Annotated in this window: 15 protein-coding genes; 9 read left to right on the top strand and 6 right to left on the bottom strand. The window is 43.0% G+C overall.

What is annotated here, in order from left to right:
* Positions 1-385 precede the first annotated feature (385 nt).
* From BMX50_RS15060 to BMX50_RS15035, 6 genes are all read left to right on the top strand, one after another.
* Entirely contained in the window at positions 386-1,312 is a 927-nt protein-coding gene (locus BMX50_RS15060; protein ID WP_143065184.1) for a hypothetical protein, read from the top strand.
* A gap of 121 nt (positions 1,313-1,433) precedes the next feature.
* The gene (locus BMX50_RS15055; protein WP_091211361.1) at positions 1,434-2,912 is read left to right on the top strand and encodes a POT-type proton-dependent oligopeptide transporter; all 1,479 of its coding nucleotides are present in this window, start codon (positions 1,434-1,436) and stop codon (positions 2,910-2,912) included.
* Between the two features lie 103 nt (positions 2,913-3,015).
* Positions 3,016-3,747 (top strand): polyprenol monophosphomannose synthase, encoded by a 732-nt coding sequence (locus tag BMX50_RS15050; RefSeq protein ID WP_091211360.1) that lies wholly within the window; start codon positions 3,016-3,018, stop codon positions 3,745-3,747.
* A gap of 185 nt (positions 3,748-3,932) precedes the next feature.
* Positions 3,933-4,955, top strand: coding sequence for a Holliday junction branch migration DNA helicase RuvB (ruvB, locus tag BMX50_RS15045; protein WP_091211359.1), 1,023 nt, complete (start codon positions 3,933-3,935; stop codon positions 4,953-4,955).
* A gap of 28 nt (positions 4,956-4,983) precedes the next feature.
* Entirely contained in the window at positions 4,984-6,186 is a 1,203-nt protein-coding gene (locus BMX50_RS15040) for a Gfo/Idh/MocA family protein (RefSeq protein WP_091211358.1), read from the top strand.
* 208 nt (positions 6,187-6,394) lie between these two features.
* Positions 6,395-7,288: a polysaccharide deacetylase family protein gene (locus BMX50_RS15035; RefSeq protein WP_091211357.1), complete on the top strand. Its 894-nt coding sequence runs from the start codon at positions 6,395-6,397 to the stop codon at positions 7,286-7,288.
* Between the two features lie 141 nt (positions 7,289-7,429).
* On the opposite strand, the gene BMX50_RS15030 is transcribed toward BMX50_RS15035, so the two are convergent.
* Entirely contained in the window at positions 7,430-7,618 is a 189-nt protein-coding gene (locus BMX50_RS15030) for a hypothetical protein (protein WP_091211356.1), read from the bottom strand.
* A gap of 10 nt (positions 7,619-7,628) precedes the next feature.
* A complete protein-coding gene (locus BMX50_RS15025) occupies positions 7,629-7,997 on the bottom strand; it encodes a SpoIIAA family protein (RefSeq protein WP_091211355.1) in 369 nt (122 codons plus the stop codon).
* Positions 7,998-8,179: 182 nt separating this feature from the next.
* Between BMX50_RS15025 and queG the strand changes: the two genes are divergently transcribed.
* On the top strand, positions 8,180-9,118 hold the full coding sequence (gene queG / locus BMX50_RS15020; protein WP_091211354.1) for a tRNA epoxyqueuosine(34) reductase QueG: 939 nt from the start codon (positions 8,180-8,182) through the stop codon (positions 9,116-9,118).
* A 283-nt stretch (positions 9,119-9,401) separates the two neighbouring features.
* Here queG and BMX50_RS15015 read toward each other — a convergent pair whose 3' ends face one another.
* Positions 9,402-10,427, bottom strand: coding sequence for a 3'-5' exonuclease (locus tag BMX50_RS15015; protein WP_091211353.1), 1,026 nt, complete (start codon positions 10,425-10,427; stop codon positions 9,402-9,404).
* A gap of 125 nt (positions 10,428-10,552) precedes the next feature.
* Here BMX50_RS15015 and BMX50_RS15010 point away from each other — a divergent pair, with 125 nt between their 5' ends.
* Both BMX50_RS15010 and BMX50_RS15005 read left to right on the top strand, forming a co-directional pair.
* Positions 10,553-12,526 carry a DUF3857 domain-containing protein gene (locus BMX50_RS15010; RefSeq protein WP_091211352.1) on the top strand — a complete coding sequence of 658 codons (1,974 nt, stop codon included), beginning with the start codon at positions 10,553-10,555 and terminating at the stop codon, positions 12,524-12,526.
* Complete coding sequence (locus BMX50_RS15005) at positions 12,526-14,436, top strand: DUF3857 domain-containing protein (RefSeq protein WP_091211351.1); 1,911 nt, start codon at positions 12,526-12,528, stop codon at positions 14,434-14,436. The genes BMX50_RS15010 and BMX50_RS15005 overlap by 1 nt, the downstream gene beginning before the upstream one ends.
* Here the strand turns inward: BMX50_RS15005 and BMX50_RS35055 are convergent.
* The 3 genes from BMX50_RS35055 to mutS form a co-directional block, all read right to left on the bottom strand.
* On the bottom strand, positions 14,423-14,551 hold the full coding sequence (locus tag BMX50_RS35055; protein ID WP_262494037.1) for a hypothetical protein: 129 nt from the start codon (positions 14,549-14,551) through the stop codon (positions 14,423-14,425). The genes BMX50_RS15005 and BMX50_RS35055 overlap by 14 nt on opposite strands.
* A 120-nt stretch (positions 14,552-14,671) precedes the next feature.
* The gene (locus BMX50_RS15000; RefSeq protein ID WP_167667934.1) at positions 14,672-15,238 is read right to left on the bottom strand and encodes a C40 family peptidase; all 567 of its coding nucleotides are present in this window, start codon (positions 15,236-15,238) and stop codon (positions 14,672-14,674) included.
* A 251-nt stretch (positions 15,239-15,489) separates the two neighbouring features.
* On the bottom strand, positions 15,490-18,099 hold the full coding sequence (gene mutS, locus BMX50_RS14995) for a DNA mismatch repair protein MutS (RefSeq protein WP_091211350.1): 2,610 nt from the start codon (positions 18,097-18,099) through the stop codon (positions 15,490-15,492).
* Between the last annotated feature and the right edge of the window lie 52 nt (positions 18,100-18,151).

Genomic DNA, 18,151 nt, shown 5'->3' with positions numbered 1-18,151 from the left:
AACATCATTATAAGCAAAATATATTTTAGTGATGTTGTGCGAGGGGCGCGTTAGGGATTGCAGTGTAAAGCCCACAGCGCTTGTTGGGTTGAGGGCAGGAAAAGCGAGGACTTGCAACGGAAAGCCCGGTCCGCCAGCTGGCGGGAACGCCCATGTTATATAAAATAGATAATAAAGATATTAATAATCAAAAACTCACAAGGAAATAGTTAATAAGACACAAAGCGACTGATCATAGGAAAGCTGATTGACATTTATAAAATCAAACTATGATTATTGATAATCCCAACTACACAGAGAGACTTGTAAAGCCACTTTGCCAATCAGGGATTACTTCGCTCCCCGCAATAAAAAAGAAATAAGCACAACCAATTAAATTAAAATAGTGACAAAAAAAGCCTTTCTGACCATCTTCTCCATACTGCTTTGCATGCAAGCTTTTGCGCAATACTATGACGAAGGTACAAGGATCAAAAAACTTAACGAATACCAGGACAGTCTCACCCGTCTGGGCAAAAAAATTGTAAATGATGAGAATGATATGGAGCGCAAAAACGCCAACTACCAGTTTATTAAAACATTGGTACAGGCGTTAAAAATCAATAATTCCTTTTTGTTTCCGTTTGATTCGGTTAAAAGCATCAGCATCGTTAACTCACCCGATAACCGTTTCAGGATCTTGAGCTGGCACGTAACAAATCTCGATGGCAGTTACCGTTTTTATGGCACGGTACAAATAAATACCGGGGGGGCGCTTAAAATGTTCCCGCTTGAGGATTATTCGCCGTTATTGAAAAACCCTGAAGATTCGGTAACCGACAACCATAAATGGTATGGCGCTCAATACTATAAGATAATGCCTGTATACGGCCCTAAACCTTACTATGTATTATTAGGATGGAAAGGCAATACCGTAAAATCCACAAAAAAGGTTATCGATGTGATTTCATTTAATAATGGCGCACCGCAGTTTGGCATGCCTGTATTTAATGGCAATGGCAAAACCCGCAATAGGGTAGTTTTTGAATATGCCCGGCAAGTATCTATGCTGTTAAGGTTTGTACCCGAACAAAACATCATTGTGTTTGACCACCTTTCGGCACCCGATGGCCGGAGTAAGGACAAGCCCGAAACCTTTGGCCCCGACCTTAGCTACGACGGCTATAAATTAAAAGAGGGCCGCTGGACTTATGTAGAAGACCTTGACATGCGCAACATTACCGATGGCACCAGTGCCGGTACCGATAGTCAATATATCGATCCAAAAAAACAAGCCGCGAAAGATCGGGCGCTGTTACCGGTGAGGCATTAAGAAATTAAATAACAACAATAACCAAAAATTAACCATTTTGTTACAGAAAGTATCTCGCTTTCAGTATTAAATTTCGGTTTGGAAGATTTATATTACCTTTAGCAAATTTTTAAGTTAACTGATGCAAGAAAAAACTGCTCCAACAAAACCAAGATTCCCCAAGAGCGTCCCTTACATTATTGGCAATGAAGCCGCTGAACGTTTTAGCTTTTACGGCATGCGTTCCATACTTACCCTTTTTTTGGTAAAACAATTCTTTAACCCGGCAGCTAACCCCGCATTAGCTCAACAGGCTGATGCCCATGCCAATAAGCTAAACCATTTATTTGTTATGGTGGCCTACGCTTTACCATTTGTAGGCGGCATGGTAGCCGACTGGTTTACCGGCAAATACAAGCTTATCCTTTATATTTCTATAGTATATTGCTTCGGGCACCTGTTGCTGGCAATGTTTGATACAAGCCTTAGTGGTTTTGAGATAGGTATGCTTGTAGTCGCCATCGGTGCGGGCGGTATCAAATCGTGTGTTTCGGCCAACGTGGGCGACCAGTTTGATGCCAGCAACCAGGATTTGCTATCGAAGGTTTATGGTTGGTTTTACTTTAGCATCAACGCAGGTTCTATGCTATCAACAGTTGCTATCCCTCTTGTTTACAAATACTACGGCCCTAAATGGGCTTTTGGTGTTCCCGGACTTTTAATGGGCCTGGCAACTGTGATATTTTTTATGGGCCGCAAAAAATATGTAAAGGTACCTCCCCAGGGTGTAAACCGAAATAACCTTGTATTTATTACATGGTATGCACTTACCCATTTAAGCAAAAAGAAACCGGGCCAATCATTGCTTGATATTGCTAAAGAAAGTTATGATCCTGAACGTGTTGAAGGGGTTAAAGCGGTATACCGTGTAATTTCGGTATTCTTTTTTGCGCTGGCGTTTTGGGCTGTTTGGGATCAGTGCCTTTCAGAATGGACGCTTTATGCTGCAAAAATGGATCGAAACATTAATCTTGGCTTTACTTCATTCCAGATAGAACCAGGTTCAATGTCTACCTTTAATACCATTTTCCTTCTATTATTTATACCACTATTTAACTATGTAATTTATCCGAATTTGGATAAGATCGGATTGAAGACAACACCTTTACGGAGGCTGGGTGCCGGTTTGGTTTTAACGGCATTATCGTTTGTCGTGATCGGTTTTACACACGTAAGTATTGATCATGGCGGCGCGCCTTCAATGTGGTGGCAGGTACTGGCCTTTTTAATATTATCAGCTGCAGAAGTATTGGTATCAATTACCGGTTTGGAATACGCTTATACCCATTCTCCAAAATCAATGAAAAGCACCATGTCGGGAATTTGGTTCCTGGTTGTTTCGTTCGGGAACCTGATCACAGCCCTTGTTAACGGCCTTATCGAAGACGGCGGCTGGTGGGCTAAAAATCTTGCGGGCGCTAATTATGAATGGTTCTTTGTAGCTTTCATCGCAGTGTTTATCATCATCTTTATGTTTGTTGCGCCGCGCCTTAAAGAAAGAAACTACATTACCGACCCCTACATGGAAAATGAGGTTATTGTCGATACTAATAACCTTTAAAATATATATTCAAAAAAACAGGATTGCGTATGCTTTCCTGTTTTTTTGTTTTGATGCCCTGTAAATGATTATTTTCGCAGCTTAAACATTTAAATACTGTTCAGTGCCTGATAGCGTTGTAATCATACCCACCTATAATGAGAAGGAAAATATCGAGCGGATGATCCGTAAGGTGTTCTCCCTGCCTCATGATTTTCATATCCTGATCATTGACGACGGATCGCCTGATGGTACGCCGCAGATAGTAAAAAGCCTGCAGGCCGAATACGATGGCAGTCTTTTTATAGAAGAACGCGCCGGCAAACAGGGATTAGGTACAGCCTATATACATGGTTTTAAATGGTGTATAGCCCGCCATTACGACTATATTTTTGAAATGGACGCCGATTTTTCGCACAATCCTGATGATTTGCTGAAACTTAGGCAAGCCTGTATTGATGGGGCCGATGCGGCGATAGGCTCACGTTATGTAACCGGCGTAAATGTAGTAAACTGGCCTATGAGCCGGGTATTGATGAGCTATTTCGCCTCGGTTTATGTACGTTTTATAACCGGCATGAAGGTACAGGACGCCACAGCGGGCTTTATGTGTTACAAACGTAAAGTATTGGAAACCGTGCAGCTCAACAAGATCAAATTTGTGGGCTATGCCTTCCAGATTGAAATGAAATATACCACCCTTAAACACGGTTTTAAGCTGGTGGAAGTACCAATCATATTTACCGACCGCACGGCCGGCACCTCCAAAATGTCAACCCGCATTTTCCGGGAAGCATTTTTGGGCGTAATCCAGATGAAGATCAACAGCATTTTCAGGAAGTACCCGGAAGGATGATCCTTTGAGGTGAAAGGATAAAGGTAAAAGGCGAAAGGTAGAAGCATTTCGCCTTTTTACATTCTTAAAAAAGAAAGAAAACCTTTCACCTTTAGCCTTTTGCCTTTGACCTAACAAAAAAAGAAACAAACCTTTTACCTTTAACCTTTCACCTTTAGCCTAAAAAATTACTAATTTCGTTGGCAATGAACGAGCATCTTGATCCTAACCGCGAACGCCTCAGCAATACCGAACGTGATATTGAAAAAGTGTTACGGCCTCAGCAATTTGAGGATTTTACCGGTCAGCATAAAATATTAGCCAACTTAAAGATCTTTGTACAGGCGGCCCGCCAGCGGGGTGAGGCGCTTGACCATGTGTTGCTACATGGCCCTCCGGGTTTGGGTAAAACCACCCTATCGCACATTATTGCCAACGAAATGGGTGTTGGCATCAAGATCACTTCAGGGCCTGTTTTGGATAAACCCGGCGATTTGGCCGGCTTGCTTACCAACCTCGAAACCGGCGACATTCTTTTTATTGACGAGATTCACCGTTTAAGTCCGCTGGTTGAGGAATACCTGTACTCGGCGATGGAAGATTTTAAGATAGATATTATGCTGGAAAGCGGCCCAAATGCCCGTTCAGTACAGATCTCGCTAAATCCGTTCACCCTGGTTGGGGCTACCACCCGTTCGGGCCTGCTTACCGCACCATTACGGGCGAGGTTCGGCATAAATTCGCGGTTGGAATATTACGATGCTAAATTGCTTACCACCATTGTGCTACGCTCTGCTTCGATATTAAAAACTCCTATTACCGATGAAGGCGCTTATGAAATTGCACGCCGCAGCCGCGGTACACCACGTATAGCCAATGCCTTACTTCGCCGCACGCGCGATTTTGCCCAGATTAAAGGCAATGGTAAAATTGATACCGAAATTGCACAGTATGCCCTCAACGCCCTCAACGTAGATAGCCACGGCCTTGATGAAATGGACAACAAAATACTCCTCACCATCATCGATAAGTTTAAAGGCGGTCCTGTAGGCTTAAAAACTGTTGCAACTGCGGTTGGCGAAGATGAAGGCACCATTGAAGAAGTTTATGAACCGTTTTTGATACAGGAAGGTTTTATCATGCGCACCGCCCGCGGGCGCGAAGTTACCGAAGCCGCCTACAAACATTTAGGAAAAATAAAGCTGGGGGGAAATCCATCCTTATTTTGATATAAACCTACATACATCGCCACCAATCATGAAGACCAAATTAAAACTACTGTTAGCTACAACTGCGTTTATTTTAAGTGGGACAACTATTATATCGGCCCAAACAACGCCGCCACCAACGGTTGCTACGCCTGCACCAGCCCAGTCCGTTACCCTGCCTGCCGACACAATTAACAAGGCAAAAAAGGATACTGTACCTGTTGTACATAAACCTGTACCTACCTTAAAAGTAGGCATTATGGGCTTAAACCATGACCATATCCACCTTATATTAAGCGAATACCGCAAAGGCAACGTAAATATTGTAGGCATTGCCGAACCCAACAAAAAACTTTGGGAAAAATTTGGTAAGGCATATAACCTGCCCGATTCCCTGTTTTTTGATGACCTGAAGAAAATGTGTACAACCCGCAAACCTGCCATTGTACTGGGTTACAACGAGGTTGGCAAACACGTGGATATTGTTGAAACATGCGCACCGCTTGGTATCTCGGTAATGGTTGAAAAACCTTTGGCAGCCACTTTAGAGCAGGCTAAACGCATGGAGTTTCTGGCTCTTAAGTATTATGTTAAAGTTTTAACTAACTACGAAACCACCTGGTACCCCTCCTTCCAAGATGCTTACAATAACGTTAAACTTGATAGCGTAGGCATGATCCGCAAAATGGTGGTGCACGACGGACATCAGGGGCCACGTGAAATTGGCTGCAGCGAAGATTTCCTGAGCTGGCTTACAGATCCTGTTTTGAATGGGGCAGGCGCGCTTAACGATTTTGGCTGCTATGGCGCCGATTTAATGACCTGGTTAATGAAAGGCCAGCGCCCCATAGCGGTAACTGCTATTGCAAGGCATTACAAACCCAATGTATATCCCAAGGTTGAAGATGACGCTACTATATTGGTTGAATATGCCAATGCCACCGGGCAGATAGAAGCCTCATGGAACTGGCCATTTGGCATTAAGGACATGGAAATTTTTGGAGCTAAAGGCTATATTCATGCTTTTGACAAGGATAGTGTTGAAATAAAAGTTAATAACCGTGTAAGAGGCTATAAAGCGGCACCGCTGGTAGCACCTGCCGATGCGCCGGTAGCCTATTTTACTTCGGCCCTTGCAAATCCGCTCAGGCACCCGGACGATCGTTCATCATTAAAATACAATATGATAGTGATGCAGATACTGGATGCAGCTAAGCGGTCAATAAAAGAAGGAAAGCGCATAGTTTTGTAGTTTGCCAAATGCTACTAATGCAAGGGTCTGCAACGTGTTTATAACAAAAAACACGTTGCAGGCCCTGCTTTTTTTATACCCGGCAAAGCTTTGAAATAAACCGTTTAAACATTAAATCGGCAATTAAATTTATTAAAATAAAAGATAGTCATGTTATATAATTATTAATTTAGCCGCCGTTAATTGAGGAATAAAACCAACCTATAATATGATAAAACAAACATTAGCCGTGCTGGCTCTTTGTGCTTTGGGTGCTGTTTCATGCCAGTCAAAGCCAACGGATAAATCAACTGCTGCCACTCCGGTTACTGAAGCTCCGGCCGCTACCAATAATGCCGCTCCACAAGGCGATGCCGCAGCTATTTTAGCCCGCAAGCAGGTACCTATTCTTTGCTACCACCAAATCCGCGACTGGAAGCCAACAGATTCAAAAAATGCTAAAGATTACATAGTACAGGTTGCTGCTTTTAAAGAGCACATCAAAATGCTGGCCGACAGTGGTTATCATACCATATTGCCCGATCAGCTTTATGCATACCTTACCAAAGGTGCGCCGCTTCCTAAAAAGCCCATCATGCTTACGTTTGATGATACCGACCTTGACCAATTCACCATCGCTAACCCTACCCTTAAAAAATATGGTTTTAAGGCAGTTTATTTTGTGATGACTGTATCATTGGGCCGTCCGCATTACATGACCAAAGAACAGGTTAAACAACTATCTGACGAAGGCAACGTTGTAGCCAGTCACACCTGGGACCACCACCGTGTTGACCGTTACTCACATACATCAACCCTTAAAATCATTGGTAAAAACGGCAAAATAACCAATCGCCCGGTTGATGATTGGGTTACCCAAATTGAAAAACCAACCAAAACTTTGGAAGAGATCACCGGTAAAAAAATGGATTACTTTGCTTATCCGTTTGGTATCTGGAATAAAGCCGCCTTGCCTGAGTTAAGGAAACGCGGTTTCAAAATGGCTTTTCAATTGGCTGATAAACGCGATCAAACTGATCCGCTGATGACCGTACGCCGCATTTTGGATAGCGGATACTGGAGCACCAAAACTTTAAGCAACAGCATCAGGAACAGCTTTTAGTTCCCCGCCCCTAAAGGGCCGGTTCCGATGATATTAAACAAAAAATGCCTTACTCTTTAGTAAGGCATTTTTTTGTCTATCGCTATATGAAGATAGGCAATATGCAAATCAAAAACTCCCCCTTTAGGGGCCGGAGGCAAACTACAAGTTCTCCCCTGCCGGCCCCTGACCTTTGTTTGATGACGGCATTTTGCTGATATCCTTTTCGTCGGGCTTTAAATGAACTATTTCGGCTATTATGGTATCGTCGCCGGTGTTTTCGCCCAACTCGTCGTTGTGCAGGTCTGAATCATCATTGTTCATCACTGCTGTTTTATCTGTAGTTTCCATAATGGTACGTTTATTTAATTCCTGTTACCCATTTTACAGCTTCGTCCAATTCTTCAAGTTTATAACCTGCAAACTTGCCGGGTAAAATATATTTAAACAGATGACTGAACTCACGCACTCCGTCCTGATCTGTTACAACGGCAACTTTGTTCCACCGGGTAAAATACTTAAATCCGAGCCTGATATTGCCACACCAGGCTCCGGCTGTAAAATTTTTAATATTAGTTTCCAGCACCAGCAAAAAATTTATCCGCCCGGTTTGCTTCACCTGTTGTTCAAGCAATGGTGTCAAGGCTTTTTCATAATCCCCAATAGTAACGTGGCCAACCGCATGCATTCCTAATACATGAGCGGGCAAGTATCTGATATGCTCGAGCATGCTATAAATCCCTATTTTTTAATCAAATACAAAAACTGCACCAATAGTTATTTTATAGCGAAACGGAGTAAACTATAATAACGAATAATACCCGTGCGCAAGTATATATCATGGTTGATTAAACCTTATTGAAGAACATCACCGTACACGCACCAATTTCAATTTATACTATCTTTGCATAAATGCAGCAAAACAAGGCCACATACAGTCAACTCATTAAAAACGAGGCACAAAAGCTTGGCTTTTTGTTTTGTGGTATTGCCAAAGCAGACTTTTTAGAAGATGAGGCCCCGCGCCTTGAAACCTGGCTTAATAAAAACATGCACGGCGAAATGGCGTACATGGAAAACCACTTTGATAAGCGCCTCGACCCTCGTTTGCTTGTGGATGGGGCAAAATCTGTTATCTCGCTTGGTGTAAATTACTATACCGATCAGCAACAGGATGACCCGTTATCTCCTAAAATCTCCAAATACGCTTATGGAATTGATTACCATACTGTAATTAAAGATAAGCTAAGGTTGTTACTGCAAATCATTAATGATAAGATAGGTGAAGTAGGCGGCCGCGCATTTGTTGATTCGGCCCCGGTACTTGATAAGGCATGGGCCCGTAAAGCAGGAATGGGCTGGATTGGCAAAAACAGTAACCTGCTTAACAAAAAGGCCGGTTCATTTTTTTTTCTGGCCGAACTGATCATTGACCTTGAGCTGGAATACGATATAGCCCCCACAGCAGATCATTGCGGTACCTGCACAAATTGTATCGACGCGTGCCCTACTGATGCTATTGTAGGACCGTATGTAGTTGATGGCAGCCGTTGCATCTCCTATTTAACCATCGAGCTTAAAAACGAGATTCCACAGGAGTTTAAAGGCAAAATGGATAACTGGATGTTTGGTTGCGACGTTTGCCAGGATGTTTGCCCCTGGAACCGTTTCTCAGTGTTGAATACAGAGCCGGCCTTTACGCCGCACCCCGATTTGCTGCATTTAAAAACCGCCGACTGGCAGGACATCACCCAGGATATATTTCAAAAAGTATTTAAAAATTCGGCCGTTAAACGCACGAAGTTTAGCGGATTGAAACGGAATATCGACTTTCTAAAGGTTAAAGGTTAAAGGTTAAAGGTTAAAGGTTAAAGGTTAAAGGTTAAAGGTTAAAGGTTAAAGGTTAAAGGTTAAAGGTTAAAGCTGAACGAATCTATACCTGTCGGGTTTCAGAATAATATCAACAAAAAAGCCCTTGCAAATTTACAAAGGCTTCGTTTTTAAAAAATCTATAAATCCATCAATTCAAAAAATTCCAGTTCTGACGTACGCGAACATGCGACCGTGAGGACACGGTCGCCGGGGAAAAGTTCATGGTAATCTTCAAACCCTAAAAATCAAGGTTCAGAAAAATTTAACCTTTTTTAAATTTCAGAGCCAACTGGGCAAGCATATCGTCATTAACCGGTTTGGCTGGTTCTTCCTTCTTTTTGAAAGGTTTGTTTTGATAGTGCTGATTTTTAGTATGATCAGGCTTAGTGTATTCTTTTTTCTGGTACTCAGGCTTAGAGCCGGCGGGCTGTTGATCTGCCGGTTTTGGCTGAGCTGCTTTATTTGCCTGACGCTCGGCTATTTTCTTAGCATTCCAGCGGGTATAAATCTCTTCGAGTTTGCGCTTGGTGTAAAGCGGGAAATCACCCTGCATCATCCATGAATAATAGCTTGGCTCCGCGTTTAATACGTCCTCAACACGTTTACCTTTATGTTTGCCAAAGTTGATCAACTCCTCGCCCTGTTCATTGTAAACCATTCTGCCGGCAAAATCAACCGGCTTGCTCAAGTTGGTAAACGAGTGCAGCGCTTCAACATCGCCCACAACAGGGATTATTTTATTACCTTTTTTATCTTCCCACTCTACATTTTCATAACGCTCAATCTGTGCCAATAAAACTTCCATGGTAGCACGGGTATCGGCTTCAGCCGAATGGGCGTTTTCAATTACTTTATTGCAATAGAATTGGTAAGCAGCCTTTAATGTGCGCTGTTCCATCTGGTGGAATATGTTCTGTACATCAACAAAATGGCGGGCATCCAGGTTAAAATCCACACCGGCACGCAAAAACTCCTCCATGATCATGGGGATATCAAACTTATTTGAATTATATCCAGCCAAATCGCTATCGCCAATAAAGTCGGCTATTTCCTGGCCAAGCTCTTTAAATTGTTTTTCGTTTTGGATATGCTCGTCATAAATGCCGTGCACCAGTGATGACTCGAGCGGAATAGGAATGCCCGGGTGAACACGCCACGTTCTCACTTCTTCGCTGCCATCAGGATTAAGCTTGATAACAGATATTTCAACTATACGGTCGGCACCAATATTAGTACCTGTTGTTTCAAGATCAAAGAAAGCCAGGGGGCGTTTTAAATTTAATTTCATTTGTCAGTATTCAGAGATGCAAAGGTCGCAAATGTCCTAAAATTAATCAGCAGAATAAATTTTTTAATTTATTTAATATACCAATTTATTATTTAATTTGATTATCCCTAATTATCACAATTTGTATGAACAAAATCACTCTTATTCTTTTGATTTTTATCGGCTTATCGTTCAAAGCTGCCGCACAGGAATTTGAAACAGGAATCACCGACCAGGAGATTGAAATGACCAAATATGATAAAGATCCGCAGGCGAATGCCGTTTTTTTAAACGAATTTGGCAATACCCGCATAGATGAGTACATGGATCATATCAGGCTCATACATACCTACCATGCCAAAATTAAAATATTTACCAAAGAAGGGCTAACTCACGGCACCATAGAAATACCTATACACAATGGCGATAACTCGGCAGAAGAGGTTAACAACGTTACCGGAATAACTTATTATAAAGATGATAACGGCATCATTCAAAAGGCCGAACTTGATTCAAAAAAGGTATTTACCGTTAAAGACTATAAATATGGCAGCACCGTAAAGTTTGCACTACCTGCATTACGGCCCGGCTGCGTTATTGAGTTTAAATACGAACTTATATCACCATACTGGGACCATTTCAGAGGGTGGACATTCCAGGACGATATTCCGAAAATAAATTCGCAATATGAAGTACATATCCCTGGCTTCTGGACATTTAATGCCTCATTACGCGGTGCGCTGAAATTAACCAAAAGCAATTCGGAAGTTGAGCGTGAATGCTTTTCATCGGGCGGCTCAAAAGCTGATTGCTCGCATATCACTTACAACATGAAGGATATTCCCGCGTTTGTTGATGAGGATTATATGACCGCGCGTAAAAACTTTTTATCAGCGATATTCTTTGAATTGGTTGAAGTTACTAATCCTTATACCGGCGTTAAAACCGTAGTAACAAAAGAATGGAGCGACGTTGATCGCCAGCTAAAGATATCCGATGAATTTGGCGTACAAATGAAACGCACAAGCCTGCTCAAAGAGCGCATTGCACCGGTAATTGCGGGTAAAACAACCGACCTTGACAAAGCAAAGGCCTTGTATGCCTGGGTCAAAAGCCAGATAAAATGGAACGATTATATCGGCATTTACAGTACCGACGGCGTTAAGAAGGCACTGGATACACATGCCGGCAGTATTGCCGATATCAACCTGACACTTATTACTGCGCTTAGTGCCGCCGGCCTTAATGCCGAAGCCGTACTACTTTCAACCCGCGACCATGGAATGGTGAACAACCTTTACCCGGTGCTTACAGACTTTAACTATGTTATAGCGAGGTTAACTATCGGCGATCAAACCTATCTGCTTGACGCTACCGATCCGCTGCTCTCCTTCGGCCTGCTTCCACTTAAATGTATAAATGATAAGGGCAGGGTGCTCAGCCTTAATAAACCATCCTATTGGATAGAGCTGAGCACTCAGCAAAAAGCGGCCACTACGCGCATGTTCGATCTGACGCTGCTTGATAATGGTAAGTTAAAAGGTACTATAACCAATTACTACAAAGGTTACGACGCCTATGAAAAGCGCAAAGCCATTAAAAAGTTTAATACAGTTGACGAATACGTTGAAGATTTTGATGAGAAACAGCCTAAGCTAAAAGTATTTAAATCAGACATTGCAAATCTCGACAGCCTTGACAATCCGTTGCGTGAAACCTTTGAGGTAGAAATAGAGGCATTTGATAATACCAATCATGATAAACTTGCCTTTAACCCTTACTTTTGGGAGAAACGCACTACCAACCCTTTCAAACTTGCCGAACGTGATTACCCTGTTGACTGGGCCTTTGCTTCAGATAAGAGATTGGTTTTGGTAATGCACCTGCCTGCGCAATATATTATTGAAACACCACCACAGGTAGTAGCATTTTCGTTACCAAACAAGGGTGGTATGTTTGCCACAACGTTTGAAAGCCAGGATAATAACACCTTTACTTTTTCAAACATTACCCAGTTTAACAAATCGGTTTATGACTCGGCCGAGTACCCTTATCTTAAGGAACTGTTTAACAAGATCATTTTAACCGAAAAAGGAGACATGATCTTCAAGAAAAAATAATGAAAGCATTTTTAACTACCTTTTTTATATTTTCGGCTGTAACCTGTGTAAAGGCACAGGATAATTATGACGTTTCGCTCATCTCAAAAGACCTTTTGCCTTATGCCAGCTCGGTGGTGCGCAATGAAGAAGTTACTATTGAGGTTAAGGACCTTGACAACACGCTTTACCATGTAAAAGAAGTAATAACCGTATTAAATAAAAATGGCGACGATGACGTTGATGTAGCTATATGGCATGACAAAAGCCGGTATATTAAGGATATAAAGGGCATAGTTTACAACCAATGGGGCAAACCCACCGGCAAGTTTTCGGAAAGTGATTTTGAGGATGACAGCAACCACGATGGCTTTTCGCTTTTTACCGACCTGAAGATAAAACACTATCAGCCCAACGTAGCTGATTACCCGTACACTGTAAGTTATGAATACGATGTAAAGTCGAAGCAATCACTTGACCTTGAAAGCTGGCGACCTATCCCTTCGGATGGTATAGCAGTTGAGAAAAGCTCGTATACATTAATTTGCAAGCCCGATTTTAAAATCAAATACAAGCAAACCAATTTGCCGGTTAAGGTAACAATTGGCATCAATAAACAAGGGCTGCAAACATATACCTGGCAAACTAACAACCTGAAAGCTTTAAAGCATGAGCCTTACAGCCCTGTTTACAGATCAATAATGCCCAGACTGGAAATAGTGCCCGAAAAATTCATTTACCGCGGTATCAGCGGCTCATTTACCAATTGGAAAGAACTTGGCCAATGGCAATATGACAAGCTTAATGCAGGCCGCCAACAGCTTTCGCCTCAAACTGTGGCAAAAATGAAAGAGCTTACAGGGTCAATAACCGATCCTAAGGCCAAAGCCCGCAAGGTTTATGAATACATGCAGGGCAAAACACACTACATTAGCATACAAGTAGGGATAGGCGGTTTACAACCCTTCCCGGCATCGGATGTTGACGCCCAAAATTATGGCGATTGCAAAGCCCTGGTTAACTACACACAGGCCTTGCTAAAAGCGGTCGACATTGAGTCATACTATTGTGTGGTATATGCCGGAGCGTCTAAAGTAAACTTTCAGCCCGACTTTGCGAGCCTGGATCAGGGCAATCACGTTATTTTATGCCTGCCTTTTAAAAATGACACTACCTTTTTAGAATGCACCAGTCAGAACATACCGTTTGGCTTTTTGGGCGATTTCACCGACGACCGTATTGTACTGGCCTGTACCCCACAGGGTGGCAAACTAATGCATACGCCAAAATACACGGCCCAGGCTAATCTTGAACAGCGCAAAGCCAATTTTACATTAAGCGCCAACGGTAATTTATCAGGTACAATGGTCACCAATTTCAAGGGCACTAATTACGAAGACCGCGATCATGTGATCTATGAGTCGAAGACAGAACAGATCAAAGACCTGAAGAAGATCTACCCCATTAACAATCTTGATATTGAAAGTGCAGACCTGAAGCAGTTTAAAGTTGAACAACCTTACACCACCGAAACACTAAAAATTTCGGCTACAGATTACGGTTCAGTATCTGACGGAAAAATAATTTTCCTGGCCAACCCGGCTAATCGCATAACTTCACCGTTGCGTGAGGTTCGTAACCGACATAACGACGTTTATATCAACCGGGGATATACTGACGAGGATGAGATCACCTATACCCTGCCTGCAGGATACAAGGTTGATATGCGCCCTAAAAAAGTAAGTATCGAAAAACCTTTCGGAAAGTTTGAATCAAGCGCAACCGTAAATGGAGACAAGCTGGTATACAGCCGCAAGCTACAGATCATAGATGGCACGTATAGTAAAGACACCTATCAGGACCTTGTTGATTTTTATCAGTCAATTGCCGATGTGGATAATGACAACGTTACCTTAGTTAAAGGTAACTAAATATTACAATGCCGAGAATGATACCGATCACCATGATCACATAAAGCATGATCTCGGTGCCGGCAAAACGCTTGTACTTAGTCCAGAAAGAGTAATCATCTTTTTTGTCGGCCATGATGGTGCAAAATTATTGAAAATTACGGCACAAACCAGCTCTAATTTTTACGAATTACACGAATACGATTTAACCGGATATTCGTGTAATTCGCAAAAATCCTTCTAAAATCCGTGTTGTTTAATTCATGCTTGTAGGTACGTTTTCAATAGAACCGGCCCTTGAGAAGTATTTGTATAAAGATGGATCGCGCAGTTTAACGATGATAACCCCGCGGCGCGAGCTGGCATGTACAACATAGCCATTCTGTAAATAAACACCAACATGGCTAAACTGCTTTCCGTCGAAATCGAAAAACACCAGGTCGCCTTCTTTGAGCTCGTCCTCATATTTGCGTTTAATAACAGTGATTTGTTTGCTGGTCATGCGCGGAATGGTGATGCCGTAAACCTGTTGCTCCAATAAAAAGGTAAGACCTGAACAGTCAACGCCGTCTTTATCAAGTCCGCCAAATTTGTAGGGCGTGCCCATCCATTGGTCAATAAAAGCATAAAGGCGCCCGTTTTGAATATCTCCCCTATCAACCCCCATAATTTCGGAGTATTTTGAAGCGATATCAGGCGATGGATTAACCACCTCACCCGGCTGGCCGCGCATAGCGGCCTTACGCGAGTGACATGAACTTAATATAAATGGGGAAAGGAAAAGTATAAACAAATAAAAACTACGACGCAGGTATATGCTCATAAAGTAAAATTAGCTTTAATGTTTATTGAGAGGATGCGGATGTTTTTAACATATTAACATGGGAGTGGATGTGCAGGTGTGCAGATTTCAGATGAGCAGATGTATCTTCATCACGTCGATTGCAAGGAACGAAACAACCGCGAACTATGCAGAGCGGCTCTGCCAATTGGGGATTGCTTCGTTCCTCGCAATGACGCTTTCTATTGAACAATCTGCACATTTGCACATCTGAAATCTGCACATCCAAAAAATCAACTCTTCACCACCCTTTGAATTTCATCCAGTTTCATGAGTGCCTCAACCGGAGTTAGTGTATTTACATCAAGGTTATTCAGCGTATCGCGGATTTTCACTAATACCGGGTCATCTATCGAAAACATCTGCATTTGTACAGCTTGCTTCTGCACTTTGCGGATACTTTCTTTGATATGTTCGCCGCCGGTACGTTCGTTTTCCAGTTTCTTCAAGATCTCGTTTGCACGGGTAAGCACTTTTGAGGGCATGCCCGCCAGTTTAGCCACGTGGATCCCAAAGCTGTGCTCGCTGCCGCCCGGTACCAGCTTACGTAAAAAGATGATCTGCTGCCCTACTTCCTTAACCGATACATTAAAGTTTTTAACGCGGTTAAATGAATTACTAAGCTCGTTAAGCTCATGATAATGCGTTGCAAACAGCGTTTTAGCCCTTGCAGTTGGGTGGTTATGCAGGTACTCAGCAATTGACCAGGCTATGGAAATACCATCGTAAGTTGATGTACCTCTACCGATCTCATCCAGCAGGATCAGGCTCCTGTCGCTGAGGTTATTGAGGATACTGGCCGTTTCGTTCATCTCAACCATGAACGTCGATTCGCCGGACGAAAGGTTATCCGAAGCTCCTACCCTGGTAAAGATCTTATCAACCAGGCCTATAGTAGCTGCCTTAGCCGGTACAAAGCAACCCATCTGAGCCATCAGCACTATCAAGCCGGTTTGCCTTAACAAAGCCGATTTACCTGCCATGTTGGGACCGGTAATGATGATGATCTGCTGGGTTTCCGAATCAAGAAACACACTGTTGGTGATATACTCCTCACCTATCGGCAAATTTTTCTCAATAACCGGGTGTCGGCCGCCTTTTATATCAAGTACCCTGCTTTCGTTTATCTCAGGCTTTACATAGTAGTTTTTAATGGAGATGGTAGCAAAGTTAAGCAGCACATCCAAACGCGCTATAAGCTGGGCGTTAAGCTGAATAGGTTTGATATACTCGGCCAGCGAGTACAGCAGGTCATTATATAATTGTGTTTCAAGCGCCAGGATCTTTTCTTCGGCACCTAAAATCTGCTCCTCGTACTCCTTAAGCTCGGGGGTAATATAACGCTCGGCATTTACCAGTGTTTGCTTGCGGATCCACTCGGTTGGTACTTTATCCCTGTGGGCATGGGTAACCTCCAGGTAGTAGCCAAACACATTATTGAAGGATACTTTAAGCGATGGGATCCCCGTTAATTCAGCTTCGCGCTTTTGAATTTCCAACAGGTATCCTTTACCGCCGAAAGCGATCTTACGCAAGCGATCAAGCTCATCATTAATTCCCTCATTCATTACCGAGCCTTTCACCAGCATTACCGGAGGCTCGGGGTTCAATTCACGTTCTATCTTTTCGCAAATAAGTGCGCAGGGATTTAGTTGCTCGCCAATGGCACGCAGGGGAGCGCTTTCCGATGATTCAGCAATCCGCTTGATCTGGGCTATAGCGGTTAATGCCTTTTTCAGCTGGCAAACCTCGCGTGGGTTAGCTTTTTGCAAGCCAATTTTGGAGATCAACCTTTCCAGGTCACCTATCTGGCGCAGGTATTGCAGCAGTTCTTCACGCAATTCTTCATTGCCTATCAGGTATTCAACTACACCTAAACGGTCATTAATGGCCTTGATCTGCTTAAGCGGCATTACAATCCAGCGGCGCAGTAATCGTGCCCCCATAGGCGAGCAGGTATGGTCAAGCACATCAACCAGTGTCATGGCATTTTCGTTGGCCGAACCTACAAGCTCCAGGTTGCGGATACTGAACCTGTCGAGCCATAAATACCTGTCTTCCTCTATCCTGCTGATGGCCGAAATATGGCCCAGGTTGCGGTGTTCCGTTTCATTCAAATAATGAATGGCTACACCGGCAGCAATGATGCCTAAATTCAGTTTATCTATACCAAAACCTTTGAGCGATTTTACACCGAAATGCTTAAGCAATGTTTCATTAGCATAATCGCCGCTGTAGGGCCATTCGTCAAGGGCATAGGTGTAAAAGCGGTCGCCATAGGTATCCTTAAAATCGCGCGTGCGGCTCTTAGGATAGATCACTTCACTGGGCGAAAAACTTTGCAGCAGCTTATCAATATAATCGCTGTTACCCTGGGCGGTCATGAACTCGCCGGTCGAGATATCAATAAGCGCAATACCAATGCTGTTTTTTTCAAAATGCAGCGAAGCAAGATAGTTGTTGCTTTTTTGATTCAGGATATTATCATTGGTAGCCACACCGGGGGTAACCAGTTCGGTTACTCCGCGCTTAACAATGGTTTTGGTAGTTTTAGGATCTTCCAGCTGATCGCAGATAGCCACACGCTGCCCGGCACGAACCAGCTTAGGCAGGTAAGTATCCAGCGAATGGTGCGGAAAACCGGCAAGCTCAATATGTGTAGCGGCGCCGTTTGCCCTGCGGGTTAGTACGATGCCTAAAATACCGGCAGCCTTAACGGCGTCTTCGCCAAATGTTTCATAAAAATCGCCCACCCTAAACAGCAGCAAAGCACCGGGGTACTTTACTTTGATAGCATTATATTGCTGCATTAAGGGGGTTTCTTTGGTAGTATCTTTAGCCAAGCGGTTACTCCTTCTGTTAATCGGGTAAAGTTAATGCATTAACAGGTGTTTT

Origin of the sequence: Mucilaginibacter gossypiicola (assembly GCF_900110105.1) — a bacterium.
GTDB lineage: Bacteria > Bacteroidota > Bacteroidia > Sphingobacteriales > Sphingobacteriaceae > Mucilaginibacter > Mucilaginibacter gossypiicola.
This window is presented reverse-complemented; position numbering and strand designations above follow the sequence as displayed.

Excerpts from the sequence above, each read along its gene's own strand:
- BMX50_RS15025 (WP_091211355.1), bottom strand. The coding sequence starts at position 7,997 with ATGCTCGAGCATATCAGATACTTGCCCGCTCATGTATTAGGAATGCAT.
- BMX50_RS15015 (WP_091211353.1), bottom strand. The coding sequence starts at position 10,427 with ATGAAATTAAATTTAAAACGCCCCCTGGCTTTCTTTGATCTTGAAACA.
- BMX50_RS15030 (WP_091211356.1), bottom strand. The coding sequence starts at position 7,618 with ATGGAAACTACAGATAAAACAGCAGTGATGAACAATGATGATTCAGAC.
- queG (WP_091211354.1), top strand. The coding sequence starts at position 8,180 with ATGCAGCAAAACAAGGCCACATACAGTCAACTCATTAAAAACGAGGCA.
- BMX50_RS15040 (WP_091211358.1), top strand. The coding sequence starts at position 4,984 with ATGAAGACCAAATTAAAACTACTGTTAGCTACAACTGCGTTTATTTTA.
- ruvB (WP_091211359.1), top strand. The coding sequence starts at position 3,933 with ATGAACGAGCATCTTGATCCTAACCGCGAACGCCTCAGCAATACCGAA.
- BMX50_RS15000 (WP_167667934.1), bottom strand. The coding sequence starts at position 15,238 with ATGAGCATATACCTGCGTCGTAGTTTTTATTTGTTTATACTTTTCCTT.
- BMX50_RS15010 (WP_091211352.1), top strand. The coding sequence starts at position 10,553 with ATGAACAAAATCACTCTTATTCTTTTGATTTTTATCGGCTTATCGTTC.
- BMX50_RS15035 (WP_091211357.1), top strand. The coding sequence starts at position 6,395 with ATGATAAAACAAACATTAGCCGTGCTGGCTCTTTGTGCTTTGGGTGCT.
- BMX50_RS15055 (WP_091211361.1), top strand. The coding sequence starts at position 1,434 with ATGCAAGAAAAAACTGCTCCAACAAAACCAAGATTCCCCAAGAGCGTC.
- BMX50_RS15005 (WP_091211351.1), top strand. The coding sequence starts at position 12,526 with ATGAAAGCATTTTTAACTACCTTTTTTATATTTTCGGCTGTAACCTGT.
- BMX50_RS35055 (WP_262494037.1), bottom strand. The coding sequence starts at position 14,551 with ATGGCCGACAAAAAAGATGATTACTCTTTCTGGACTAAGTACAAGCGT.